Genomic DNA, 24,890 nt, shown 5'->3' with positions numbered 1-24,890 from the left:
AAAAATTAAAGAGGTACGCAATTTGTTTCACAACACCTGTGGCCGTAAGGGTCGATTTGCCCGCACCATTTCAATGGCGTTGGCGGTTTCAATTACTTTGTCTGGCTGTTCAACCGTTTCTGACTGGTTCGCTGATGAAGAAGAGCTTGAAATTCGTCGCTTAAAGCCCATCGAAGCTAAGTTTTCTCCAATGGTAGAGTGGGAGCGAGATATCGGTGATGGTGTCAATCATTACTTTTCACGCCTTAAGCCGGTTTACGCGTACGACAAACTTTATGCTGCAGACCGCCACGGCAATGTTGTTGCCATGGAGCCCGAAACAGGCAACGTAGTATGGGAAAAGAACTTTGCTACGTTTCGCACTGAGGGCATGCTGAGCTCTGTTAGCAATTTGTGGAGCAGTGGTGAAAGTGCCCGTATTGGTGGTATTTTTGTTGCTGACAGACATGTTTTTGTTGGCACTGAAAACGGTTATGTTGCTGCCCTAGACGCCGAAAGTGGCGAACTAGTGTGGGATGCTACCGTGCCAGGTGAAGTATTAGCAGCTCCTGCAGCCGATGACGGTATTTTAGTGGTTAACACCGGCGCAGGCAGCTTATTCGGTTTTAATACACGAACCGGCGAGCAGCTGTGGCGTCATGAAGGCGATACACCTCCGTTAACATTACGTGGTATTTCAGGGCCCATAGCATCAAACGGCGGTGTGATTGTGGGTGCCCCAACGGGCAAGCTTCAGGTTAACCTTATTGATACTGGCGTATTGGCATGGGAAACCGTTATTTCTACGCCTTCAGGTGCCACCGAATTAGAGCGTATTGTTGATATTGACACCACGCCTGTGCTGTATGGCGGAACTATTTATACTGTGTCTTACAATGGTACGTTGGCGGCAGTTGAACTGCGTTCAGGTCGTGTAATCTGGAAACGTGAGTACTCTTCATATCGCAACCTAAATATTGATGGTAATCAGATTTTTGTTGTCGATAACGCGTCTAACGTTTATGCCTTAGACAGACGAAATGGTGTGGAGCTTTGGTCGCAAGGCACGCTTAAGCAGCGCTCATTAACGGCAGCAACACCTGTGGGTGAATATGTGGTTGTGGGTGATAAATGGGGCTTTCTGCACTGGATTGAAAAGGAAAGTGGTGAAATTGTTGCCCGTCTAGACGTGGGTGGCGATGACGAAGATGACTCTATTTACGTAGAGCCCATCGTTGTTGAAGGCGCGATAGTTGCTATTACTCGCAACGGTGTAGTGGCGTCGGTCAAGGTTCCCTAGAGAGGTTCCTCAAGTAGAGTACCTAAAAAGCGCCGTCATAACGGCGCTTTTTCGTTTCCAGCCTTGTTATTAGTTCTTCATCACTCATAGGTGATGAATCCGAATTGGTATTAACCCCCTTAAAGGGTATAATGCGCACATTCAAAACCGCAAGTTGTCAACGAGCCATTGATGCTATTATCTAAAGCATTGATTACTTCGTTATTAAACGCTTGCGGTTTATGCTTTTTAGCTTTCATGACCTCTAGGATCTGATAAATGTTACCCGTTGTTGCTCTGGTTGGCCGTCCCAATGTCGGAAAATCGACCTTATTTAATCGTCTTACAAACACTCGCGATGCACTTGTTGCTGATTTCCCTGGTCTCACGCGAGATCGAAAATATGGCCAAGCCAAATTCGAAAGACGTCAATTCATCGTAGTGGATACCGGGGGAATTACGGGTGATGAAGAAGGTATCGACGCTGAAATGGCCCAGCAGTCTCTTCTAGCCATTGAAGAAGCTGATGTTGTGATGTTTTTGGTTGATGCACGAGCAGGGTTACTGCCAGCAGATCAAGGCATAGCCGACCATCTTCGTCGCATCAACAAAAAAGTCTTTATCGTTGCTAATAAAGTAGACGGTATTGACGGCGACAGTGAGAGTGCTGAGTTTTACAAGCTTGGGTTAGGTGAGGTTAAGCAAATTGCTGCCGCCCATGGTCGAGGTGTGAGTCAATTGCTACAAGACGGTTTAGCGCCTCTTGAAGCCGACTTTCCCGACATGGAAATTGTGGATGATATCGAGCCTGAAGGCGAAGAAGATGCGGAAGCACAGCGTCAACGACTTCAAGACTTACCTATCAAGCTTGCCATCGTGGGTAAACCGAACGTTGGAAAGTCTACGCTAACCAATCGCATTTTAGGCGAAGAGCGGGTGGTGGTTTTTGATCAGCCGGGTACGACCCGCGATAGTATTTACATTCCTATGGAACGAGATGAACGGGAATATGTTCTTATCGATACTGCTGGTGTAAGAAAGCGTAAGAAGATCAACGAAGCGGTTGAGAAGTTTTCCATTGTTAAAACCCTACAAGCCATTGAAGAGGCGAACGTAGTACTGTTGGTTATTGATGCTCGTGAGGGGATCACCGATCAGGATTTGAGCTTGCTCGGTTTCGTTTTAAACTCTGGTCGCTCGTTAGTACTAGCGGTCAATAAGTGGGATGGATTAAGTAGCGATGTGAAAGACGATATTAAGCGTGAAATGGATAGACGCTTAGGCTTTGTCGATTTTGCACGCATCCACTTTATTTCGGCCCTTCACGGTTCGGGTGTGGGTAATCTATTTGGATCGGTTCAGGAAGCGTACTCAAGCGCGACTAAACGCATTAACACATCAATACTCACTAAGATTATGGAAATGGCTCAAGATGACCATCAGCCACCGCTTGTTCGTGGCAGAAGGGTTAAAATGAAGTATGCCCATGCGGGAGGGTATAATCCTCCTGTTATTGTTATACACGGTAACCAGGTAGATGACTTACCTAACTCATACAAGCGCTTCTTAATGAACTACTTTAGAAAAGCACTTGAGATCATGGGAACGCCCATCAAGATTGAGTTTAGAGAAGGGGCCAACCCGTTTGAAGGCAAGAAAAATAACTTAACGCTAGCGCAGCAGCGTAAACGCCGTCGCATGATGTCTTTCTATAAAGACAAATAGTACGAGCAAAATAGTAAAAAACCGACGATTACTTTTGAGTAACTCGTCGGTTTTTTGTTTTAAAGCTCAGTTTTACCGTTTTATACCTGTCTCGTGCTTAATAACAATTTCTTTACAGCAGCATTTCAGAACAGCAGTATTTTAGGATAGCTATTTATAACAGCTTTCGAACCCGCTTCATTAACAACGATTCTTTTGGTACATCAACACGCTGTATTAGCTCATCCACGAGTGGATCTGAGAAATCGGTAGGAAATGTGGTGGCTATTTTTATGATTTTGTCGTGCTTTCTAAATACGTAGGTAGATGCATAAAGTGTGGGGGCTTTTTCAGACTCAGCCGTAATGCCAAGTCGCCACCCATCGGCAATTCCTTTTACCTTATATGGTGCTGCTGGGCTAGAGAGAGTAAGAGTAAGTTGCTGTGCTTTAGCTACCGCACTCGCTTTTGCTAGGTCGACATCGAGTTGCTCGTTTAACAGCGTGCGATCATCTTCAGTTATTTTGTGTGTAAACGGGTAAACAATCACATCAATGAGGGCATCTTCATAAGCAGGGTGAGTATATCGGGTAATGGCGCCACTAAATGGATCTGCAAAAAGTTGGGTGTCTAGCTTAGTAAACTGCCCAAATGAATTAGGCACTGCTAAGTCATGCTGGTAATTACTTGCCTCAAGAGCGCGATAAAGGAATTCTGCTGTAAAAATTCCTTCGTTGACTGCATTGTCTTCCCACTGCCTAATTAGCGTTTCGGCATGTTGAAGGTTTCCACTTTCAGCCTGTTTCTGTGCACTTGTCTTAACAATATGGGAGTTTATTTCCATTCCTCGCCACTGCAGCGTAATTTCAGCAAATTGAGTGGATACTTTCCCCACATTGGCTATCAACAGTTCGTAGTCATTATTCTCTGCATAAGGCTGCAGCGAGGTTAAATATGAGGTTGCCTTTAGGGCAGACACAAATTCGTCGGGAGTAATACTATCTTCTTCGCAGCGACTCTCTGGCTCGTTGCACAAGGCCACGAGCTCAGACGACGGGTAAGTGGAAAACACAGAGACTGGTGCAGAAACACTATTTACAGCAGGGTTGGTCACAACGGCGTGTGCTATGGGTGAAAAAGTACCAATAGAAAGGAGTGCTCCAGTTGAAACCATAGCAAGAGACAAGGAGGCTATTCGAAAAGCGAAGCTGCGAAAGGTCGGCATAATTGGCTGAGTTATTCCTTTAACGTTTTGGTTACTGTACTGGTTATTTCACCGTCAGTCACTCGGGTTGTTATCGTATCGCCATTATTCACCGCCTCCACACTGGTTATCGCAGCGTTCTCAGCGAGAGTAATACTGTAACCTCTTGCCAGCGTAGACAGTGGACTTACCGATTGAAGTAATGATGCATTTGAGGCCAGCTGTTGCTTTTTGGTGCCAAGCAGCGCGGCCATGCTATTGAGTAATCTCGTTTTCACGTAGGCCAAGTTACTGTTTGATTGCGCAAGGCGTTGTGCTGGGTTTTGTCTATTCAGCCGGCTAGTTAGCGATTGCAGTTGTTTATCAGCGCCTGCTATATCTCGCTGCATTTTGTGCAGTAATTGCAGCTGTAACCGGTCTAGTGATTGCCATTGGTGCTGTATTTTACTCTGTGGGTGTAAGTTTTGTAATCGCTGACGTTGAATGGTCAGTTGTTGTTTGTTGTTCACGAGCTTTTGTGAAATTGCACGGTGTAAACGCTGGCGTTTTTGTACCAGCTTTTGCACAATTTCGTTCGAATCTTGGCTTAAAAGCTCAGCGGCAGCAGAAGGGGTTGGAGCACGCAAATCGGCTACAAAATCAGAAATAGTAAAATCGACTTCGTGACCAACAGCACTCACAATAGGTAAATGACTGGCCGACACTTCTCGCGCTAATGCCTCATTATTAAAGCACCACAAGTCTTCTAGCGAACCACCGCCACGGGTTAAAAGCAGTACGTCAACTTCATTTCTTTCATTGGCTTTCTTAAGAGCCTGAATAAGCTGAGCCGGTGCAGTTTCCCCCTGTACCATTGAGGGGTACACAATAACCTGTGTTTGCGGGCTTCGACGTTTTAAAACGCTAAGTACGTCGTGAAGGGCGGCGCCACTTGATGAGGTGATCACGCCAATACGAGTAATATAGGTGGGTAAGCTTCGTTTTATTGACGCGTCGAACAGCCCCTCATTGTTGAGTTTCAGCTTTAACGCTTCAAAGGCCTGTTTTAAAGCGCCTTCACCGTCACTTTCCATGTGTTCAACAACTAGCTGATAGTCGCCTCTAGCCTCATAAAGACCCACCGACGCTCTCACTAATATTTTATCGCCTTCTTTCGGGCGCTGACGCACCGAGCGGTTTGAGCCCTTAAACATGGCGGCACGTACTTGTGCTTTGTTGTCTTTTAACGTGAAGTACCAATGTCCTGATGCTGCACAGACAAAATTGGAAATTTCAGCAGACAGCCAAATCAGGCCAATTTCGCCTTCAAGCACGGTTCTAGCCAATCGATTTAGCTTTGTTACTGTTAAAATTTGTCGAGATGTAGATGGCGAATTTGTAAACATAAAAAAAATCACATGGTTTAATACAAATAGAGTTTACCTTAAAACCAAAAAACACTACAATCACGCCGCAATTAACCCTCAACTGAATAGGTGTTGTTGCATGCTACGTATCATCCAAGAAGCCCTTACTTTTGACGATGTGTTGCTAGTTCCTGGCCACTCAACCGTCCTCCCTCACACAGCAAGTCTACAAACGCGTCTTACGCGCAATGTGACAATGAATATCCCTATGGTGTCAGCCGCCATGGATACGGTTTCTGAAGCTCCCTTAGCCATTGCATTGGCACAAGAAGGTGGAATCGGGTTTATTCATAAAAACATGAAGCCTGAAGAGCAAGCCAAACACGTTCTTGAAGTTAAAAAGTATGAGAGCGGTGTAGTATCCGACCCTGTTACAGTAACTAAAGACGCGACCATTGGCGACGTTATTGCTTTATCGAAAAGCAAAGGTTACTCAGGTTTCCCTGTTACCGATGAAGAAAATAACCTCATTGGTATTGTGACAGGCCGCGACCTTCGCTTCGAAAAGCGCTTAGAGCTTCCTATTAGTAACGTGATGACGGGCAAAGACGACCTTGTCACGGTGAAAGAAGGCGCTAGCTCTGACGTGGTTCTTGACTTGATGCATGAGCATCGCATCGAGAAAATTCTTGTTGTGGACGACGCATTCAAACTTACCGGCCTTATTACGGTAAAAGATTTCCAAAAAGCAGAAAACAAACCAAATGCCTGTAAAGACTCACTAGGTAGATTGCGTGTTGGTGCGGCTGTTAGTGTTGGCCCAGGTACTGACGAACGCATTAAACTATTAGTAGATGCGGGTGTTGACGTGCTATTAATTGATACTTCACATGGTCACTCCCAAGGCGTTATCGACCGCGTGAAGAAAGTACGCCAAGATTACCCTGATGTACAAATTATCGCTGGTAACGTCGCCACTCGTGAAGGTGCAAAAGCACTAGCGGATGCGGGCGTAGACGCAGTGAAAGTAGGTATAGGCCCGGGTTCAATTTGTACAACCCGTATTGTAACCGGTTGTGGTATGCCGCAGATTACTGCCGTTGCCGATGCGGTAGAAGCGCTTGAAGGGACTGGTATTCCAGTTATTGCTGATGGCGGTATTCGTTTCTCAGGTGATATCGCCAAAGCATTAGCAGCAGGTGCAAGCTGCGTGATGGTAGGCAGCATGCTTGCAGGTACCGAAGAAGCACCGGGTGAAGTTGAGCTTTTCCAAGGCCGTTACTACAAATCTTACCGCGGTATGGGGTCGTTAGGCGCCATGAACCAAAGCCATGGTTCATCAGACCGTTATTTCCAAGAATCCAATAATGCTGAAAAATTAGTACCAGAAGGTATTGAGGGTCGCGTTGCTTATAAAGGACCGATTGCCAATATTATTCATCAGCAAATGGGCGGCCTTCGCTCAGCAATGGGCTTGACCGGGTGCGCTACTATCGAAGAGCTTAATACCAAAGCACAGTTTGTTCGCGTAACGTCAGCGGGTATGGGTGAAAGCCACGTGCACGATGTGAGTATTACGAAAGAAGCGCCAAACTACCGTTTAGGTTAAGGCGAGTTATCGTTCAGCGTGGGTATAGTGTCTAACACAACCACGCTGTAAACCCACCCATGGGAGCTTGGCCTCGGCATCCATGCCTCGGACAGGTTGTTTACAAACACTTTGCCCACGCTATATGACGCCATATGACGTAATACGTCACAGTGTGGCTTAGTGGTTGAAAAGAAAAAAAGGCTTTTTATGAGTTCAGACATACACGCTCAACGAATACTTATTTTGGATTTTGGTTCGCAATATACACAGCTAATAGCACGTCGAGTGCGTGAAATAGGCGTTTACTGCGAGCTATGGGCTTGGGATGTAACCGAAGAGCAAATTCGCGCATTTAATCCTCAAGGGATCATATTGTCAGGCGGTCCAGAGTCGGTAACCGAAGAAGGGTCACCGCGAGCACCTGATTATGTGTTTGAGGCCGGTGTTCCTGTTTTCGGAATTTGTTACGGTATGCAGACCATGGCTCACCAGCTTGGCGGCGGCGTGCTTGGGTCAGACAAGCGTGAGTTTGGTTATGCTCAAGTAGAGGTAATTAAACCAAGTCCATTACTAGATAAGATTGAAGATGCTATCGGCGATAACGGAGCAGCTCGTCTTGATGTATGGATGAGCCACGGCGACAAAGTGTCTGCTATTCCTGCTGGTTTCGAGACCATCGCCCAGACTGCGTCTTGCCCTCATGCGGCTATGTATAACGAAGAAAAACAGTTCTACGGTGTACAGTTTCACCCAGAAGTTACCCACACTCGCCAGGGCATGCGATTATTAACGCATTTCGTCATGGACGTGTGTAAGTGTGAAAAGCTATGGACTGCGGGTGCGATAATTGAAGATGCGATTGAGCGCATTAAGCAAAAAGTCGGCGATGATGAGGTCATACTCGGTCTTTCTGGTGGCGTAGACTCCTCGGTGACGGCCATGCTTTTACATCGCGCTATTGGCAAAAACCTTACCTGCGTATTTGTTGACAACGGGCTGTTGCGATTAAACGAAGCCGACCAAGTTATGGAGATGTTTGGCGACCACTTTGGTTTAAATATCATTCGTATCGATGCTGAAGAAAGATTCTTAGCGCGCCTTGAAGGTATTGAAGATCCAGAGCTTAAACGCAAAGCCATTGGCAACGAATTTGTTCGCGTTTTTGATGAAGAAGCCGGCAAGCTTGCTAATGCTAAATGGTTAGCTCAGGGCACTATCTATCCTGATGTAATCGAATCTGCAGGCTCGGCCACGGGCAAAGCCCACGTTATTAAGTCTCACCACAACGTAGGCGGTCTCCCAGACGATATGGCGCTCGGGCTTGTTGAGCCATTGCGTGAATTATTTAAAGATGAAGTGCGCAAAATTGGTCTTGAGCTTGGCCTGCCTTACGACATGCTATATCGTCATCCTTTCCCTGGGCCAGGTTTAGGGGTTCGTGTACTTGGTGAAATTAAGAAAGAGTACTGCGATCTCTTGCGTCGTGCCGATGCTATCTTTATTGAAGAGCTATACGCCGCAGACTTATACCAAAAAGTGAGCCAAGCATTCACCGTATTCTTACCGGTACGCTCTGTAGGCGTTATGGGCGATGCGCGTAAATACGACTGGGTAGTTAGCCTTCGCGCTGTTGAGACTATCGACTTTATGACGGCGCATTGGGCACACCTGCCTTACGACTTCCTAGGTAAAGTGTCTAACCGTATTATCAACGAAGTAGACGGTATCTCTCGTGTGGTATACGACATTTCAGGTAAACCACCTGCTACTATTGAGTGGGAATAAAAACACCCCGCATAACCCATTGATCAATATGGGTATTTCATATCAATAAAAAGGCCTTACAACTATGCAAGGCCTTGATTAACAAGGCTTCTGGCTTTTATATGCTTAGCATCTTTACAAACAATTGTTGCTATTGCAGACCATAAAAGCCATGCCCAATTCCAAAACCAGTTCAAAAAGTAAAAGCCGTAAGTCCAATCCAACTTATATCACCGAACGCCACGAAGTCTTAGATGGTGAAGCTATAGTGCTGCGCACCAAACAAAGCAAAGACGTCTGGCAATTTCGTATGCGTGTTCGTGGTGAAGGTGCCTACTATCGTGAGTCATTGCGCACAAAGCATTTGGGAACTGCCATAGCCCGAGCCAAGAACAAATGGGCTGACATCACAGCAATGGTTAATGCTGGTAAAAAAGTATTCAGTATCACCGTTTCTGAGATGGTTCAGATTTACCTAGACCATCGGCAACGGCATGTTGAACTTGGCTTACGCTGTGCCTTTTTCGTTATAATCATTCAATTTAGTAAAAATACTCCCAACTATGATGGGTTGAGTAAGCGAGGAATGGTCAGATCAGTAATTTTAGGGGAATAGAACACCTGTTCGCCATGATGTGTCAGTTTTTTTTACAGATTTAATTTTTTCGTTAATATATATAATAAATATCAATCGCTTAAGCTTTGGCTTGTTTTTTGCGATTTTATTGGAAAAGCGGTTTCATGAATGTAAGCAGGAGTTTTAAATGAAAGGTAAACTTGGACTTGTATTGAAGTCTGCCATAATGTTCACAACTATATTGAGCGGTACAAACGCAACTGCTGGTCTGATTTTCGACGCAGAAATCAGCGCTAATTTAGTGCGCCCCCTTGAAGGCACTGGTTCGGTATTCTATAGCCAAAGCAATAATCTGCCTGCTGCACCTTCTGCAAGTGGTTTTGGTGATGTTAATAATAGCCTTGGGCAGGACGATCCGAACGGCTACGGTGGAGGTACTACCGGCAGTCAAACCTATGGTGCCGGCGTTTCCTGGGGTGAGGGTTCAGCAGTAAGTTCTGTTGGTTCGCCTTTCACATTTACGCTAGGTGGTGGTGTTGATGGTACCGCGTGGGGTGGTGCAAACACCAACGCAAGTCTTCTTCTCGACCTCACCGGAACGCCCATTGGGTCAAGCGTCGGTGGTTTAGCCAATGCTGCAGTTGGAGGTTATGCCTATGACGGTTCAGACACAGCTGGCGTAGATGGGAAGTACACGTTTAATGTGGAATTCACGATCAATGCATTACTCTCCGGTGTCGCAGGCTCAATTTTTGATGGCGCTGTAGGAATTCAAGTCGATGTATTTAATTTCACGACTGGCGACTTGCTGTCAGGTCTTCATAATCCTCGAGTCAGTGGAACAGGCATTAACGGCACAGTTGATATGACTGAAGAAGCTCGCATCGATCAACTGGGTGATGCTTGGACTTTTTCTCTATCAGCCGAAGATATTCTTGCCAACGGTGGTTCAATTAGTGGAAACTACATTGCTGAATTCGATTTTGTTATACCAAATGACCCTATTACTGCAAATAGCATCTTTCTTACTATTGATACCTTTGCTGTCGGTGAAGCTACACATGTTTCAGAGCCCTCAGTGTTTGCATTACTTGGGCTAGGCTTGATAGGTATGGCAGTTCGCCGCAAACGAGTTCTTAAATAAACGTTGTTTGTTCGCTATTTAAAGGCTACTCACTTCAAATGAGTAGCCTTTTTGATTTTCGACTCAGCACAACAACTAAATCCATTTCATCATCTGCATGTAGATAAGTGTTCTCTATATGCATGACCGATGTACCAGCAATTCGAGCTATGTCTTGATACTTGGCACCAGACCTAACCCGTTCAGTAATTCCAAAATGTCGAAGGGAGTAAAACGTTAAGTTGTCATCTTTGTAATCAGGCAATCCCATAAGCAACATCAGCTCCCGCCAACACGAGTACATCTGCCGTTGAGTTAGCATACCGCCATCAACTGAGAACACGTAATCATCACCCATCCGATGAGCATTCGCCATCGGATTTTTTTATGAATTTTAAAACAGCTTTAGACACCGCGTTTAATGCCAGTACTCAGTTTCACTCATTTGACAAGCTTTCAGCTTTCTTAGACCCAACTATCATTGATGAAGCTTTTGTTGATGCAGGTGTGGCAACGGTCAGAAAGCGTCGCTTACCGCTTGAATCGGTGATGTGGTGTGTCATGGGAATGAGCCTTTTTAGACAGGAATCTGTGTGGAATATTGCCACTAAGATGGATATCGCACTCCCCGGTAAAGCCCCCCTTATTGCGCCAAGCGCAATGGTTCAGGCGCGACAGCGCCTAGGAACCGAGGCTGTAGAACAATCCTTTAAAAAGATGGCTAAACATTGGTATCAACAACATGAATTCGAAACATGGAACGGACTGAATTTGCTCGGAGTAGATGGTGTCGTTTGGCGAACGGCAGATACCGCTGAAAACCTCGATAAGTATGGCTCTGGCAGTACTCAACATGGTGATACTGCATTTCCTCAGATTCGCATGGTCTGCCAAATGGAACTGACAAGCCACCAACTCATCAGCAGTGCGTTTGATAAATACAAATCGAATGAGATGGTGCTAGCAGAGCAGCTGATTAGCGATACGCCTAATCATTCACTGACCATGTTTGACCGTGGCTTTTATTCCTTAGGCTTACTTCATCAGTGGCAAAACGCTGGAAAAGAAAGGCACTGGATGATACCCGCCAGAAAAGGGCTTCAGTTTGAAGTATTAGAAAGTTATAGCCGTGTAGATAAACGGGTTAAACTGACAACTACACCTCAAGCGAGAAAGAAGTTCCCTGGGCTTCCAGACGAAGTTGAGGCGCGGCTGGTGACGAAGAAAATAAAAGGGAAAGAGTGCCGAATTCTGACCTCGCTTACCGATGTAATGCGCTACCCCAGTGAAGACATTGTAGACTTATACACCCATCGCTGGGAGATTGAGTTAGGGTATCGCGAAATGAAACAAACGCTACTGAACAGTGAATATACGCTTAGGAGCAAGCGTCCTGACATGGTTGAACAAGAGTTATGGGGATTACTGCTTGCCTATAACTTGATAAGAGTGGCAATGACCGAAGCCGCAACGCGCAAAGGCATCTGGCCAAATCAGCTCAGCTTCAGCGGATGCTCAAGCGCGGTCGTGGCATTCCTACTAACGACAGTGCTCACTAGCCCTGGAAAACTGCCCGTGTTGTATGAAAACCTCATCAACCAATTGACTTACTACGAGCTTCCAACAAGGCGAGAAGACAGGTTATACCCTCGGTGCGTCAAACCCAAACCTAGCAAGTACCCTACTAAAAAGAAAAATGCCAGTCAGCTTAACTGACTGGCATTACCCACGTGGCTCTTTTTTATTTCTACCGCATCTTTCTTTTTAATCTCAATTCTTTTTAATCTCAACTATATTTACGCAAGCGAAAGTTTATAGACTGTGCTGGTTTTCGCTTTAGATTTTTAGGTACTTATTTTTAAGACAATGCGCTTTCATAATAAGTAATAGGTATAAAGTGCAAGTAATAAGTATACCCTGCTATACCTTTGGCGTAACGCAACTGTCATAAAAATATCATCTAATAGTGCTGTTAATCTTTAAGTTAAAGGTCATGTCGTGTTCAAGTACACAAGTATAAGCCGTTTGGTTATTACCCCCGTCCTCGCCAGTTTCTTTCTCCTTGTTTTACTCAACGGTGCGTCAATTTTAAAGTCATTCACACTACTGAATGCTTTTGATGAACTTGAAAATACGCTGGTTCAGTCTGAGCGCGACGTTAACGATGTGCTAAGTACCTTTAAAACTCAGGTACAAGAGTGGAAGAATGTGCTACTTCGAGGCCATGACAAAGCCGATAGAGAAAAGTATTGGAAGCGGTTTAAGCAGCGCGAAAGTGACATTCAAGCAAAGTTTAGTGCCATGCTGCAAAATGATGTAATCAGTAATGAAGCAAAAGCAGAGATTCGCCAGTTTCAAAAAGCACATGGCATTATGGCAACCAAATACCGCGAAGGGTACGACGCTTTTGTCAATTCAGGCTTCGATCCTAAAGTCGGTGATAGTTATGTACGAGGAATCGATAGAGAACCCGCCAAACTTCTAGGCAGTATTGCTGATGACATAGCACTACAGTCGGCCACGGCGATAGAGGAACTCAAGCAAAGTACGCGTAACATGCTGTGGCTTATTCTTCTTGCCGCCATTGTGCTGTCAATATTGTCGTTAAGCTATGTTATCGCAAGGCTACGTTCACAGGTGATCAACCCTACCAAAGAGGTTGCTAAATGCATCTCTAACCTGGCTAACAGCGATTATGACTACGCCCTCACATATACCAGCGACCACGAATTGGGTGTACTGGCGAATTCAGCAAGGGCCTTGCAACAGAAACTCAACGTATCGGTAGGGCAATTAAAAGATGCCGAGAAGGAAATGAGCGGCGCATTTACGTCCCTTGCCAGTGTCAGTGACCTCATTATGCAAGGGGCCAATGAGCAAAGAGACACGTCTCGTTCATTGGACACTAGCACGGATAAATTAAAGGGCATTGTGCAAAATCTGGTAGCAATCACTGATCAGGTAGCGGTAGCCACCAACAATTCAGAACAAAATGTAGCAAGTTGCTACACCACATTCGAAAAAGCCAACGTTGGGTTTAGGCAACTTGCGCAAACCGTTACAGCATCAAGTGACATTGTGACTGAGCTTCAATCTCGCAGTACTAACATTTTAAAAGTAGTGAATGTGATCAATGAAATAGCAGACCAAACTAATTTATTAGCACTTAATGCTGCCATTGAAGCTGCGCGGGCCGGAGAGCACGGTAGAGGTTTTGCTGTGGTTGCTGATGAAGTAAGAGCGTTAGCGGCGAAAACGCAACAGTCCACCAGAGAGATTAACGATATTCTAAGCAGCTTCGAGTCAGAGGCAATGAGTGCGGTAACCGCCATGAATACTGGTAAACAGCTATCCGATACCAACGCCGCTGAGGCGGAATCGGCCCTCGAACGACTAAATACCGTTGTGAGAGACATTCAGGAGACAGCCAGTGTTGTGGTAGCGCTTAATGAAGCCGCTGATGAGCAAGAGGCGGTGCTAGGGCAAGTTGAATCCATTATTGGTAGTGTGGTGACTTCTGCCGAGCGCTATCACGAGCTCGCCCAGCGTGACGATATGTCTCGCTCTATGAAAAATATGTCATACAACGTTGAAAAGGTGGTGAACAGTTTGACCCGCTAAGCCTGCTTTGACAGTATTCACTGAGGAGGCATTGGCTTCCTCTGCCACTAATGCTGTTTATAAGGTTGTTGCGACTTCATGATACCCCTAGTATTTCACCCCATCTATAGCCAACTCTCTCTGCCAGACCGGCATCGGTTTCCAATCGAGAAATACGTGGGAATTAGAGATGAGTTAATTGCTCGAGGAGTGAGCCCATCACGTTTTAGCACCCCAACGCCAGTGACTAACGAAGAGTTAATACGCTTCTATTCACCTGAATATGTGGAGCAACTCACCACAGGTACCCTTGATAAAAAGGCGATGCGAAGAATAGGCTTCCCTTGGTCTGAGCAACTGATAGAGCGCACGCGCACCGCAGTGGCCGGAACAATCCAAACTGCTAATCTTGCCATAGAGACCGGCAAAGCCTTAAATTTGACCGGCGGCTATCATCACGCTTTTGCCGATTTCGGATCGGGTTTTTGCCTATTCAACGATTTGTATTTGGCAGCCAAGGCGATGCAATCTCACGAGGGCATTGATAACGTACTTATTATCGATTTAGATGTGCACCAAGGTGACGGCACCGCTAAGCTGGCCGAAAACGATGACGACATTTTTACACTCTCTCTTCATGGTGAAAAGAATTTTCCCCATAGAAAGCAGGTATCCAACATTGATATTGGCCTCCCTAAAGCGGCCGAGGACGATGAATATCTCACCACGTTGGAGCAGGCTATAACACTCGCTTTTCGCCAATTTCAGCCCGATGCCATCATTTACGATGCTGGCGTAGATGTGCATGTAAATGATGATTTGGGGCTATTAAATATTTCTACAAAGGGTGTGTATCACAGAGATAAAACTATTTTCGACTTGGCAGAGAGGGAGGGGCTCCCAATTGCTGCGGTAATCGGAGGGGGATATCAACGGGACATTGCGGCGCTTGTTGATGTGCACATACAACTGTATCGCGCCGCGGGTGTTGTTGAATAGCGGTTTCCAGCTTTACTGCAAGTAATGTAAAACCTTATTTGCAGTTGCCAATAGACCTTAAAGGAACGTTACTTGGAAGCCTATGCCAATACGCTCTTGTGAGCGATTGTAGTCTATCAGTGAGTCGCCATAGCCGTTGAAATATTGCACTAACAGCTCATAGCGGTCTGAAATAGGGTAGGTCATATCCAGTTGAAAGCTGCCTCTATTCTCATCAAAGTCTAAGTTATTTCGAACAAGAGCGAGCATCTTAAACGCGCCAATCTTTCTGCCATAGCCAAGCTCGAAGCGGCCGTAAAAGTCTTCGATATCTGGGTTGTCATCACCACTGGCATCTAATGGATCGTCTTTTTCATCTTCTGGCACGCGATACCATGTTTTTAAGTAATAAATATCGTCATTATCGCTAAATGTAATTGAGGCAAATATGCGGTTCCAACTGCGAGAGCGAAGCCCGCTCTGGCCATTAGACATATGATTGAAGCCTAATTGAAAGGTATTAAATTTGTAGCCTAATACGGAGTAGTCACCGGTTTTCTGCCAAAAAATTTCTGGTTCGTAGTTGGTTTCACGAAATGGTTTAGACACTTCACTATTATAGAGTTGCCAAAACGAGGTAAGCGTAAAACCAAAATACAGTCCGTCAAAACCCGTGTCCTCAAGATATAAAGGCAGCTTCATGCTCAACTGAAATTTTGCCTCTTTACTGTCTACGTTTTCCTCCGTTAACTCCTCATTACCCGCGGAGTTTGGGTTTTTTACATACGTAAAAGGAAGTAGATAGTTTTGACGATGCTGAGTAATAGCAAACACATTATCGAGGGCTTCTTTATCACCTGCTATTCTATTATCCAGCGCACTTTCTGTTGTGGTATCTCGTTTGATGATATCAATAACTTCAATGCCTTCTTCAATAGCTAAAGATAAATCAGATTTGTCTTCCTCCTTAGCAGCACTAGATGTTGTTTGTTCATCACTTGAGTCTGACTCCTGCGCATGCGCAAGGGTATTTGCACCTAGTAAAATGTACGTAGATGTAATTAAAAAAAACAAAGGCTTTAAATTCACCTTTTACTCTCCGGGTTATGATCTTAAGGTTCTAAGTTGAGGTTTAAATTAAGGCTTGTTGAAGTTCAATGTTTGACCTTCAGCCGAAGCAAATATGGTTAGCGGGGATTCAGCCGCAACAACAAAGTCATTACAGTGCGCGACCACAAAATCAATGTCGTCGTCAGTGCGCTCTGGGTCGTGACTATATAAAGCGAGTTGTTTAACGTTACTTGCCATAGCAAGTTTCACCGCTTCTTCAGCAACAGAATGGCCCCAGCCATTTTTAGCTGGCATATCTGAGCCCATATATTGGGCGTCGTGGATCAACAGGTCGGCATTGCAAGCAAAGGCAGCAAATGTCTGAAAATCAGTTTCTTTTTTGTAAGGAGGATAGAGCTCGTTGTCAGTAATGTACGCTATTTTGCATCCATCGGCTTCAATGCAGTAGGCGCTTCCTTTACCTGGATGATTCATTGGTACACGCTTAATATGTGCGCTGCCAACAGTAAAGCTTTCTTGCTCCGCTGGTAGCTGCACAATGTCTATCTTTGCGTGTAAAGCAGTTCGTGGAACGGGAAATAAAGAGCCTTCCATTTGCCGAAGTATCTGATCTGGTTCATCGAGATTAGTCTGACCTGGAAAAATATTTATTTCTCTGTCTTTTTGATAAATCGGCGTGAAAAAGGGAAAGCCCTGAATATGGTCCCAGTGGTTGTGGCTAAGTAAAATATTAATTGGCGACGTCTTTTGAATAAGTTGAGCGCTTAGTAAGCGAATGCCTGTGCCTGAATCGAGGACGATATCGGTACCATCCTCAAGTTCAATATGCACACACGCAGTATTTCCGCCATAGCGCACGAAGTCCGCACCGGGAGTCGGAATTGAACCTCTAACGCCATAAAATGTTAACCGCATATACTAAGCCCCATCATCTACTTATTTGGGCAACGCCAGAAGTTAGAGCGCGGCTATAAAGTCTTTAGCGGCACTGATATCTAATAACTGTTTATCGCCAGTTCTTCTATTCTTGTATTCAACTTGTTGATTATCCAAGTTTCTTTCGCCAATAACAATACTATGAGGTATACCAATTAATTCCATGTCATTAAACATGACACCTGGACGCTCTTTTCTGTCGTCGAAAAGTACGTCTATACCAAGTGCTAGAAGCGCTTCATAAAGAGCTTCAGCCGTTTCCTTTATGCGATGAGATTTGTGCATGTTCATCGGGATAACCGCCACCTTGAAAGGTGCGATGGCGTCAGGCCATTTAATACCAAACTTGTCATGGTTTTGTTCTATAGCGGCGGCAACAATACGAGATACTCCAATACCATAGCAGCCCATGGTAAGCGTTTGGTGCTTACCCGTTTCGCTTAATACACCGCAGTTCATGGCTTCAGAGTACTTTCTACCAAGTTGAAAAATATGACCCACTTCAATGCCGCGTTTTATGTCGAGTGTTCCTTCACCGTCAGGAGATACATCTCCGGCGACGACGTTACGAATATCAACCGCATTAATCTCTTCAGACCAATTTGAATTAATGGCTAATTTGTTTTGCTCTCCAGCACCGCACGTAAAATCGGCTAGCGCTGCTGCGCTTGAATCAACAAAGGTAGGAATAGTTAAGGTGGTTGCATCGGCAAATAAAGGAGAAACACCTAGTACCTGTGCTGCTTTTTCAGCAGAGGCCTGAACTAGCGGTGTAGCAACGCTATCAATTTTTTCTGCTTTGACATCGTTGAGTGTGTGGTCTGCGCGAAGTACAAGTGCAACCCATTTTTCATCAATGTTTAGCGCAGCATCGGCGTTGCCTTCATCGATTTCAGCACCCTTCACTACGAACACGTTTACTGCGTTGCTCGCTGCAATATTAATACTGCTAAGAGCCTCTTCTAAAGTGTGTCCACTCACAGGCTTAGTCTCACGCGAAGCGCCAGAGGCCATTGCTTTTTCAGGTGCAGTAGCAGAAGCCATCTCTACATTTGCCGCATAGTTACTCTGATTAGAGAACGCAATGGCGTCTTCACCAGAGTCTGCCAATACATGAAACTCATGAGAATGATTACCTCCAATTGAACCAGAATCGGCAATAACAGCACGGAAATCTAGGCCCAAACGGGTGAAGATATTGCTGTAGGCATCGTACATTTTTTGATAGGTAGTTTCTAAGCACGAGTCTTCTAAGTGGAAACTATAGGCGTCTTTCATCGTAAACTCGCGGCTTCGCATAATGCCGAAGCGAGGGCGAACTTCATCACGAAATTTGGTTTGTATTTGATACAGGTTCAGCGGAAGCTGCTTATAACTGCTCACCTCATTGCGTACAAGAGCAGTAATAACTTCTTCGTGAGTGGGACCTAAAACGAAATCACGCTGATGGCGGTCTTTCACACGCAGTAGTTCTGGGCCGTACTCTTCCCAGCGACCAGATTCTTCCCAGAGATCGGCAGGTTGAACAACAGGCATTAATATTTCAATTGCGCCGGCTTTGTTCATTTCTTCACGAACGATATTGGCCACTTTATTGAGAACGCGAAGGCCTGAAGGAAGCCAATTATATAACCCCGACGCTAACTTTCTGATCATACCAGCACGTAACATTAGCTGGTGGCTGATAACCTCTGCATCTGCAGGTGTTTCTTTTTGCGTGGCGAGCAAATATTGACTAGTGCGCATGTAAAACAGTATTCCTGTAAAATAAAATTTAATCTTATGTATTCTAATTAAGTACGAGCCATTACGCTACATACTGTGTGTTTTATATTGTATTTATCTGTGTGACGACAACAATGCCGTTCTTCACCATAAATCCTATGTCCCGATCGTAGAGGGTTACCCTATAGGTTTTGTCATCACTTTCTGTGTTTTGCTTATAGGCGGGGCGGGGGTCTTGGGCTAAAATTTCACGCACTAGGAGTTTGAAATCGCTGTGTTGCTCACAGGCTTTTAGAAGCTGTGGTGAAATTTCATCTAAAAACTCTACCGGTCGCTGAGGAATAGGACGCATTTGATCAAGGCTATCTGTGGCGTTTTGAATACTGTCGGCGTAATGCAGATAAGGTTTAATATCGATGATGGGAGTACCGTCTACTAAATCTATGCCTTCAACCACTAATCTTGGTTTGCCGTCGATAGTATGAATACCATTATTCTTTACTACCGACATACCGATAGAATTGGGTCTATGGGTACTTCGCGTTGCTAGCACTCCCATTGTGGCATTGCCGCCTAAACGAGGGGCTTTAACAGTACTTTTCCACCCTCGTTCCATCGTTTCGTGAAATACAAATAGAAGCCAGAGATGGCTGTAACTTTCGATACCTTTTAGCATATTGATATCGTCAAAACCGGTGGCAAAGGAAATAATTCCCTTTGCTGCGCTTAGGTTAGCCTGCCGAGGTACCGCAAATTTTTGCTTGAATGGTGTTGCTATGGTGGCAATTGCGTTAATGCGAAATTCATCGTTTATCGTCATTTTGTTGAATCTTTGTTGTTTTTTGCTTGTTTGATAGACGACAACGTTTTTTCAAAATAAGGGCAGCCAAGCTCGTTGGCTTTTGCGATATTATGGGTATATATCTTTTGTGCATCATCCTCATTTTTCATATAACGAGTAATGTCGCTTTCTCGAATTATATGTAAGAGCGGATAAGGTGAGCGGTTAGTGTAATTTTCAGAGTCATCAATACTGTTGCCCTCAAAAACATACTTCGGGTGAAAGCTGGCTAGCTGATAGCGCTCAGAAAAACCCCAGTCGTGAAGCATGGCCTCTGCAATAGACAGCACATCTAAGTATTCATTAAAGTCTGTGAAAGACGTATTTGAGAGAATTATAAGGGTTGTTGCAATATCGTCAGCATTATCTAAGCGCTTTAATTCCTCAAAAAGTGCTTCTAGTACATCACCGGTATTGCCTGCAATTACACAACAATGAATTTGATTAGGCGTTCTTACGAAGGACGCGAAGGGGCAAAAGTTATGGTGAATAACAATGTCATCAACCCATTTCATAGTCGCCTCTATGAAATGTGCGTGGCTGTCGCTAGATTGCTCGTTACCAGAGCTCTCATCATTAGAGTGCTGTGTCGCTTGTTTAGCGCCTGAAGATTCAACTGGTTTCATCAAATAACACTGTTCGCTAATATGTGCCTCAAGTGTAAAGAAGCAATCAAGTTTGTAAGAGTGTGCTGTAAGAAAACGCCCAGCTATAAGCTAGGCCATTCTATGAAGCGCTAGGTTAATGCGTTACTTAAAGCATCGCATAGGTTGTATGTGATGCTCGTTGTAACTTTGGCAATAACGTTACTAAGAACGCTACTAAGAATGATACTTTACGTACGCCTCTAGTGTGTTTTCAATAAGACTTGCTACCGTCATCGGGCCTACGCCGCCAGGCACCGGCGTTATCCATCCAGCACGCTCTTTTGCCTGCTCAAATTCAATATCACCAATTAATGAACCGTCGCTTACACGATTGATACCCACATCAATAACAATGGCGCCAGGTTTTATCCAGCTACCAGGAATGAAATTGGGCTTACCCACGGCAACGACCAGCAAGTCAGCGCGCTGAACATGATTCTTTAAGTCTTGCGTAAACTTATGACAAGTGGTTACTGTACATCCCGCCAGCAACAGCTCAAGACTCATTGGGCGACCAACAATGTTTGATGCGCCAACAATGACCGCGTCTAAACCTTTTACCGGGCGTTTCGTTGATTCAATCATTGTCATTATGCCCTTAGGGGTGCAAGGGCGAAGGGCCGGTATCCGTTGCGCTAAACGGCCTATATTATAGGGATGAAACCCATCTACGTCTTTGTGCGGGTGAATGCGCTCTAAGACACGCTCGGCGTTCAGTCCTGCTGGCAACGGTAATTGAACAAGAATACCGTCTATTTCTTTGTCTTCGTTAAGCTCATCTACCAATGAAAGAAGGGCTTCTTCTGTGGTGTCTGATGGAAGGTCAAAAGAACGAGATATAAATCCTACTTCTTCACACGCCTTTCGTTTATTCGATACATAGACTTGAGAGGTAGCGTCACTGCCAACTAAAACCACGGCCAAGCCGGGTTGACGCTTTTTCGCTTTTATTAATGAGTCGACGTAAGAAGCAACATGCTGGCGAACTTGCTTGGCAATTAGTTTGCCATCAATTAGGTGAGCAGTCATAAACACAAATTCATAAAGTAATTAATGAGTGTTGCTTATTGTTTCACAAAACCAATATATGAAACCAGTTTATTATTTCGGTAAATCTGAGCTTTTGACTAAAGACTGATAAGGAGAGAGTTTGACTTCTTAAAAGCAGTACTTAGGACACTTTTCTAAAATATCTAATTAAGAAGAGCAGATATCAAGTGCGCTTAATAATTTATTTTCTATTCTTTTTTTCATTTGTGCTTTTTAATTATGCTTTCCAGTCATCTGTGTATTTAAGTTTTCGCGGCTTACCCACGGCCAATACCTCAAATTTACGTTCAAAAAGCATACGGTTTGTATAAAAAAACACAAGAATGCACGCTTTATGAGCGGTTGATTTTTTTATTTCAAAAAGTGTTTGACGAGGTGGGGGCAAGTCAGTAATATTCGCACCCCGTAACGGCACAGAGGCAAAACGCTTCGAAAGCAGTTACATTGTCGGTGAGTGGCGCAGCTTGGTAGCGCACTTGTTTTGGGTACAAGGGGTCGCAGGTTCAAATCCTGTCTCACCGACCAATTCTTTGCAACAACGTTTGCAGAGGTCTTTACAAGAACGTTTGTAAAGAAAAAAGATTCGTCGAGCGCCCGTAGCTCAGCTGGATAGAGCAACGGCCTTCTAAGCCGTGGGTCGCAGGTTCGAATCCTGCCGGGCGCGCCATGCGGGTCAGGTAGGTCCTGACCACATCGATAGAATCTTTACGTTTACATGTTTATCAATTCACATGTAAACTATAACACCTCAGTGGTGGGCGTAGCTCAGTTGGTAGAGCCCCGGATTGTGATTCCGGTTGTCGTGGGTTCAAGTCCCATCGTCCACCCCACTTTTTCGCGGGAGTGGTGGAATTGGTAGACACGCTGGATTTAGGTTCCAGTGCTTCACGGCGTGAGAGTTCAAGTCTCTCCTTCCGCACCATAAGTTCAAGCTTCTTTCAAAAGCTTTTCAGCACTTCTATTGTCGGTGAGTGGCGCAGCTTGGTAGCGCACTTGTTTTGGGTACAAGGGGTCGCAGGTTCAAATCCTGTCTCACCGACCACTGCTTTATCTCCCTATTTTTATCATTTCTAATAGCTTTCTGCGCGAATTTTCAATAATTCTGCTTTTCTGCGCGTTTATTGCGCAAAACGATGTTAAAAGCGTGTTTTTGCCTCTCGACTCTCAAAGTGTGCGGCTGTATACTACCGCGTCTTTTTTTAACCAATACGTTTATTTCAAGTTGCGTGTTTACACACTTAAATTCTTATTTGAATTGTGCAATTTTGAACCCATAAACGATTTTTAACGACCTCTACCCCGAGTGATGTGCTTATTAAGCATGACGGGAGAGGGGATTGAAAACAAAACGCCTGAAAAGGCGTATAGTTGAGGTAATATAATGCAAGTTTCAGTCGAGACGACCCAGGGTTTAGAACGCCGTCTTACTATCACCGTTCCAGCTGACACGGTTGATTCAGCAGTTAAGTCACGTTTACAACAGTTGGCGAAAACACAGCGCATCAACGGTTTCCGTCCTGGCAAAGTTCCAGTAAGCGTAATCAAAAAACGTTTCGGCCAAGCAGTTCGCCAAGAAGTTTCTGGTGAAGTCATGCAGCAAAACTTCTACCAAGCAGTTATTCAAGAAAAAATTCAGCCTGCTGGTATGCCGAAGTTTGATTTAACGACAGACGAAGATGGTAAAGATTTAGAATTTACAGCGTCTTTTGAAGTTTACCCTGAAGTTGAAGTGAAGGGCGTAAGCGACATCGAGATTGAAAAGCCGGCGGTAGAGATTACTGACGAAGACTTAGACAACATGATGGAAACGCTTCAGAAGCAGCACGCGACTTGGAAAGAAGTTAAGCGTAAAGCGAAGAAAGATGACAAAGTAGTCATGGATTTCGTTGGCACTATCGACGGTGAAGAGTTTGAAGGCGGAAAAGCGGAAGACTTCTCATTAGAGCTTGGTCAAGGCCGTATGATCCCTGGTTTTGAAAAACCACTTGTTGGCGCGAAAGCGGGTGACGAAGTGACTATTGAAGTGACTTTCCCGGAGGACTACCACGCAGAAAACCTGAAAGGTAAAGATGCAGTATTCCAGGCGACAATTAAGAAAGTTGAAGGTCAGGCACTGCCTAAAGTAGACGAAGAATTCGCAACACTATTCGGTGTTGAAGAAGGCGGCGTTGACGCACTTAAAGCAGAAGTTCGTAAGAACATGCAGCGCGAGTTAGACCAAACGCTTAAAGCACAAGTAAAAGAAGATGTTATCTCTAAGCTAGTAGATGCAAACGAGATTGACATTCCACAGGCGCTTATCGATCAAGAAATCGATGCACTTCGCGAACAAGCGAAGCAGCGTTTCAGCCAACAGGGCGGTGGTCAAAATCTTCCAGACCTGCCTGCTGAATTGTTTACAGACAATGCGAAACGTCGTGTTTCAATTGGCTTACTTCTAGGTGAAGTGATTAAGCAAAACGAGCTTAAAGCTGACGAAGAACGCGTAAAAGAGATGATCGAAACAGCGGCATCAGCGTACGAAGATCCAAGTGAAGTTGTAGAGTACTACAACAACAACCAAGAGCTAATGCAGCAAATGCAGAACGTTGCGCTAGAAGAGCAAGCTATCGAGTGGGTTCTTGAGCAAGCTAAAGTTACTGAAGTAACTAAAGCTTTTGACGAGGTAATGAACAAACAGGCGTAATTTTTTACTGTCTGATTGACATTACTTGTCAGCAACTGCTTAAATGCTCGGAGCCTTCCGAGCATTTTTGTTTTTAACGCAAGATAATAAAGGTAGTTATGACTAACACTCCGTTTGACCCTATGAATGCACTTGTTCCAATGGTTGTAGAGCAAACCTCTAAAGGTGAGCGCTCTTACGACATTTATTCTCGCCTATTAAAAGAAAATGTCATTTTCTTAGTGGGGCAAGTTGAAGATCACATGGCCAACCTTATTGTTGCGCAGATGTTGTTCTTAGAAGCGGAAAATCCAGAGAAAGACATTTTCCTTTATATCAATTCTCCTGGCGGTTCAGTTTCAGCAGGTATGGCAATTTACGATACCATGAAGTTTATCAAGCCTGATGTAAGCACAGTATGTATGGGCCAAGCGGCTAGCATGGGAGCGTTTTTGCTTTCAGCGGGTGCCAAAGGCAAGCGTTACTGTCTACCTAATTCTCGAGTGATGATTCATCAACCTCTCGGCGGATTCCAAGGCCAAGCATCAGATTTTGAGATACACGCGAAAGAAATTCTTTATATCAAAGAAAAACTAAACCGCCTAATGGCCGAACATACCGGTCAAGACTACGAAAAAGTAGCAAAAGACACAGATCGTGATAACTTCTTAAATGCATCTGATGCAAAAGAATATGGATTAGTTGACCAAGTGTTGGCAAACCGTTCTGACGTTGCTGCAACGAAGTAGTATAGTTATAGTAAATCTGAGCCAGAATATCGTGTGATTTAGTGTGTGGCTCAGGCAAGGC

Annotated in this window: 20 protein-coding genes and 5 tRNA genes; 16 read left to right on the top strand and 9 right to left on the bottom strand. The window is 44.7% G+C overall.

All coding sequences use genetic code 11. The annotated features are described in order from the left end of the window. Nucleotides 1-22: 22 nt before the first annotated feature. Together bamB and der are read left to right on the top strand one after the other, a co-directional pair. Entirely contained in the window at nucleotides 23-1,279 is a 1,257-nt protein-coding gene (gene bamB / locus AC27HD_RS07820; RefSeq protein WP_287008732.1) for an outer membrane protein assembly factor BamB, read from the top strand. A 258-nt stretch (nucleotides 1,280-1,537) separates the two neighbouring features. Next, nucleotides 1,538-2,983, top strand: a complete 1,446-nt coding sequence (gene der / locus AC27HD_RS07815; protein ID WP_032097102.1) for a ribosome biogenesis GTPase Der — start codon at nucleotides 1,538-1,540, stop codon at nucleotides 2,981-2,983. A 154-nt stretch (nucleotides 2,984-3,137) separates the two neighbouring features. Here der and AC27HD_RS07810 read toward each other — a convergent pair whose 3' ends face one another. Both AC27HD_RS07810 and xseA read right to left on the bottom strand, forming a co-directional pair. Further along, nucleotides 3,138-4,187 carry a hypothetical protein gene (locus AC27HD_RS07810; protein ID WP_487104855.1) on the bottom strand — a complete coding sequence of 350 codons (1,050 nt, stop codon included), beginning with the start codon at nucleotides 4,185-4,187 and terminating at the stop codon, nucleotides 3,138-3,140. Between the two features lie 11 nt (nucleotides 4,188-4,198). After that, on the bottom strand, nucleotides 4,199-5,551 hold the full coding sequence (xseA, locus tag AC27HD_RS07805; protein ID WP_487104853.1) for an exodeoxyribonuclease VII large subunit: 1,353 nt from the start codon (nucleotides 5,549-5,551) through the stop codon (nucleotides 4,199-4,201). Nucleotides 5,552-5,651: 100 nt separating this feature from the next. On the opposite strand from xseA, the gene guaB reads away from it, so the two are divergent. The 4 genes from guaB to AC27HD_RS07785 all read left to right on the top strand — a co-directional run bounded on the left by guaB (nucleotide 5,652) and on the right by AC27HD_RS07785 (nucleotide 10,588). Next, entirely contained in the window at nucleotides 5,652-7,121 is a 1,470-nt protein-coding gene (guaB, locus tag AC27HD_RS07800) for an IMP dehydrogenase (RefSeq protein ID WP_032097100.1), read from the top strand. 189 nt (nucleotides 7,122-7,310) lie between these two features. Beyond that, the gene (gene guaA / locus AC27HD_RS07795; protein ID WP_163104981.1) at nucleotides 7,311-8,888 is read left to right on the top strand and encodes a glutamine-hydrolyzing GMP synthase; all 1,578 of its coding nucleotides are present in this window, start codon (nucleotides 7,311-7,313) and stop codon (nucleotides 8,886-8,888) included. Nucleotides 8,889-9,039: 151 nt separating this feature from the next. Further along, nucleotides 9,040-9,483, top strand: coding sequence for a hypothetical protein (locus tag AC27HD_RS07790; protein ID WP_487104850.1), 444 nt, complete (start codon nucleotides 9,040-9,042; stop codon nucleotides 9,481-9,483). Between the two features lie 148 nt (nucleotides 9,484-9,631). Then, nucleotides 9,632-10,588 carry a PEP-CTERM sorting domain-containing protein gene (locus AC27HD_RS07785; protein WP_487104849.1) on the top strand — a complete coding sequence of 319 codons (957 nt, stop codon included), beginning with the start codon at nucleotides 9,632-9,634 and terminating at the stop codon, nucleotides 10,586-10,588. A 34-nt stretch (nucleotides 10,589-10,622) separates the two neighbouring features. Here AC27HD_RS07785 and AC27HD_RS07780 read toward each other — a convergent pair whose 3' ends face one another. After that, nucleotides 10,623-10,943 carry a hypothetical protein gene (locus tag AC27HD_RS07780; protein ID WP_487104847.1) on the bottom strand — a complete coding sequence of 107 codons (321 nt, stop codon included), beginning with the start codon at nucleotides 10,941-10,943 and terminating at the stop codon, nucleotides 10,623-10,625. 11 nt (nucleotides 10,944-10,954) lie between these two features. Between AC27HD_RS07780 and AC27HD_RS07775 the strand changes: the two genes are divergently transcribed. The 3 genes from AC27HD_RS07775 to AC27HD_RS07765 all read left to right on the top strand — a co-directional run bounded on the left by AC27HD_RS07775 (nucleotide 10,955) and on the right by AC27HD_RS07765 (nucleotide 15,166). Then, nucleotides 10,955-12,283: an IS4 family transposase gene (locus AC27HD_RS07775; protein ID WP_487104845.1), complete on the top strand. Its 1,329-nt coding sequence runs from the start codon at nucleotides 10,955-10,957 to the stop codon at nucleotides 12,281-12,283. A gap of 282 nt (nucleotides 12,284-12,565) precedes the next feature. Next, a complete protein-coding gene (locus AC27HD_RS07770; RefSeq protein ID WP_487104843.1) occupies nucleotides 12,566-14,188 on the top strand; it encodes a methyl-accepting chemotaxis protein in 1,623 nt (540 codons plus the stop codon). A gap of 78 nt (nucleotides 14,189-14,266) precedes the next feature. After that, nucleotides 14,267-15,166 (top strand): histone deacetylase family protein, encoded by a 900-nt coding sequence (locus AC27HD_RS07765; RefSeq protein ID WP_032096870.1) that lies wholly within the window; start codon nucleotides 14,267-14,269, stop codon nucleotides 15,164-15,166. 57 nt (nucleotides 15,167-15,223) lie between these two features. Here AC27HD_RS07765 and AC27HD_RS07760 read toward each other — a convergent pair whose 3' ends face one another. The 6 genes from AC27HD_RS07760 to folD form a co-directional block, all read right to left on the bottom strand. Further along, nucleotides 15,224-16,234, bottom strand: coding sequence for a phospholipase A (locus AC27HD_RS07760; RefSeq protein WP_487104841.1), 1,011 nt, complete (start codon nucleotides 16,232-16,234; stop codon nucleotides 15,224-15,226). A gap of 48 nt (nucleotides 16,235-16,282) precedes the next feature. After that, the gene (locus AC27HD_RS07755; protein WP_487104839.1) at nucleotides 16,283-17,131 is read right to left on the bottom strand and encodes an MBL fold metallo-hydrolase; all 849 of its coding nucleotides are present in this window, start codon (nucleotides 17,129-17,131) and stop codon (nucleotides 16,283-16,285) included. A 42-nt stretch (nucleotides 17,132-17,173) separates the two neighbouring features. Beyond that, a complete protein-coding gene (locus tag AC27HD_RS07750) occupies nucleotides 17,174-18,898 on the bottom strand; it encodes a proline--tRNA ligase (protein WP_487104837.1) in 1,725 nt (574 codons plus the stop codon). An 82-nt stretch (nucleotides 18,899-18,980) separates the two neighbouring features. Then, nucleotides 18,981-19,697, bottom strand: coding sequence for a tRNA (N6-threonylcarbamoyladenosine(37)-N6)-methyltransferase TrmO (gene tsaA, locus AC27HD_RS07745; RefSeq protein ID WP_487104835.1), 717 nt, complete (start codon nucleotides 19,695-19,697; stop codon nucleotides 18,981-18,983). After that, complete coding sequence (locus tag AC27HD_RS07740) at nucleotides 19,694-20,344, bottom strand: DUF1415 domain-containing protein (RefSeq protein ID WP_487104833.1); 651 nt, start codon at nucleotides 20,342-20,344, stop codon at nucleotides 19,694-19,696. The genes tsaA and AC27HD_RS07740 overlap by 4 nt, the downstream gene beginning before the upstream one ends. 195 nt (nucleotides 20,345-20,539) lie before the next feature. Continuing rightward, nucleotides 20,540-21,394, bottom strand: coding sequence for a bifunctional methylenetetrahydrofolate dehydrogenase/methenyltetrahydrofolate cyclohydrolase FolD (gene folD / locus AC27HD_RS07735; protein WP_487104831.1), 855 nt, complete (start codon nucleotides 21,392-21,394; stop codon nucleotides 20,540-20,542). A gap of 469 nt (nucleotides 21,395-21,863) precedes the next feature. On the opposite strand from folD, the gene AC27HD_RS07730 reads away from it, so the two are divergent. From AC27HD_RS07730 to clpP, 7 genes are all read left to right on the top strand, one after another. Next, a tRNA-Pro gene (locus AC27HD_RS07730) sits at nucleotides 21,864-21,940 on the top strand. A 65-nt stretch (nucleotides 21,941-22,005) separates the two neighbouring features. Beyond that, nucleotides 22,006-22,082, top strand: a tRNA-Arg gene (locus AC27HD_RS07725). 87 nt (nucleotides 22,083-22,169) lie between these two features. Then, nucleotides 22,170-22,245: transfer RNA gene (locus AC27HD_RS07720), tRNA-His, on the top strand. A gap of 7 nt (nucleotides 22,246-22,252) precedes the next feature. After that, nucleotides 22,253-22,337: transfer RNA gene (locus tag AC27HD_RS07715), tRNA-Leu, on the top strand. Nucleotides 22,338-22,380: 43 nt separating this feature from the next. Then, nucleotides 22,381-22,457: transfer RNA gene (locus AC27HD_RS07710), tRNA-Pro, on the top strand. Between the two features lie 339 nt (nucleotides 22,458-22,796). After that, entirely contained in the window at nucleotides 22,797-24,101 is a 1,305-nt protein-coding gene (gene tig, locus AC27HD_RS07705; RefSeq protein ID WP_032096877.1) for a trigger factor, read from the top strand. A gap of 98 nt (nucleotides 24,102-24,199) precedes the next feature. Beyond that, complete coding sequence (clpP, locus tag AC27HD_RS07700; RefSeq protein ID WP_032096878.1) at nucleotides 24,200-24,829, top strand: ATP-dependent Clp endopeptidase proteolytic subunit ClpP; 630 nt, start codon at nucleotides 24,200-24,202, stop codon at nucleotides 24,827-24,829. The last annotated feature ends 61 nt before the right edge of the window (nucleotides 24,830-24,890 follow it).

This window comes from Alteromonas sp. 4NS20-0143, from assembly GCF_057542855.1.
The sequence above is the reverse complement of the archived record's forward strand: the minus strand, read 5'-3'. Positions and strand labels throughout refer to the sequence as shown.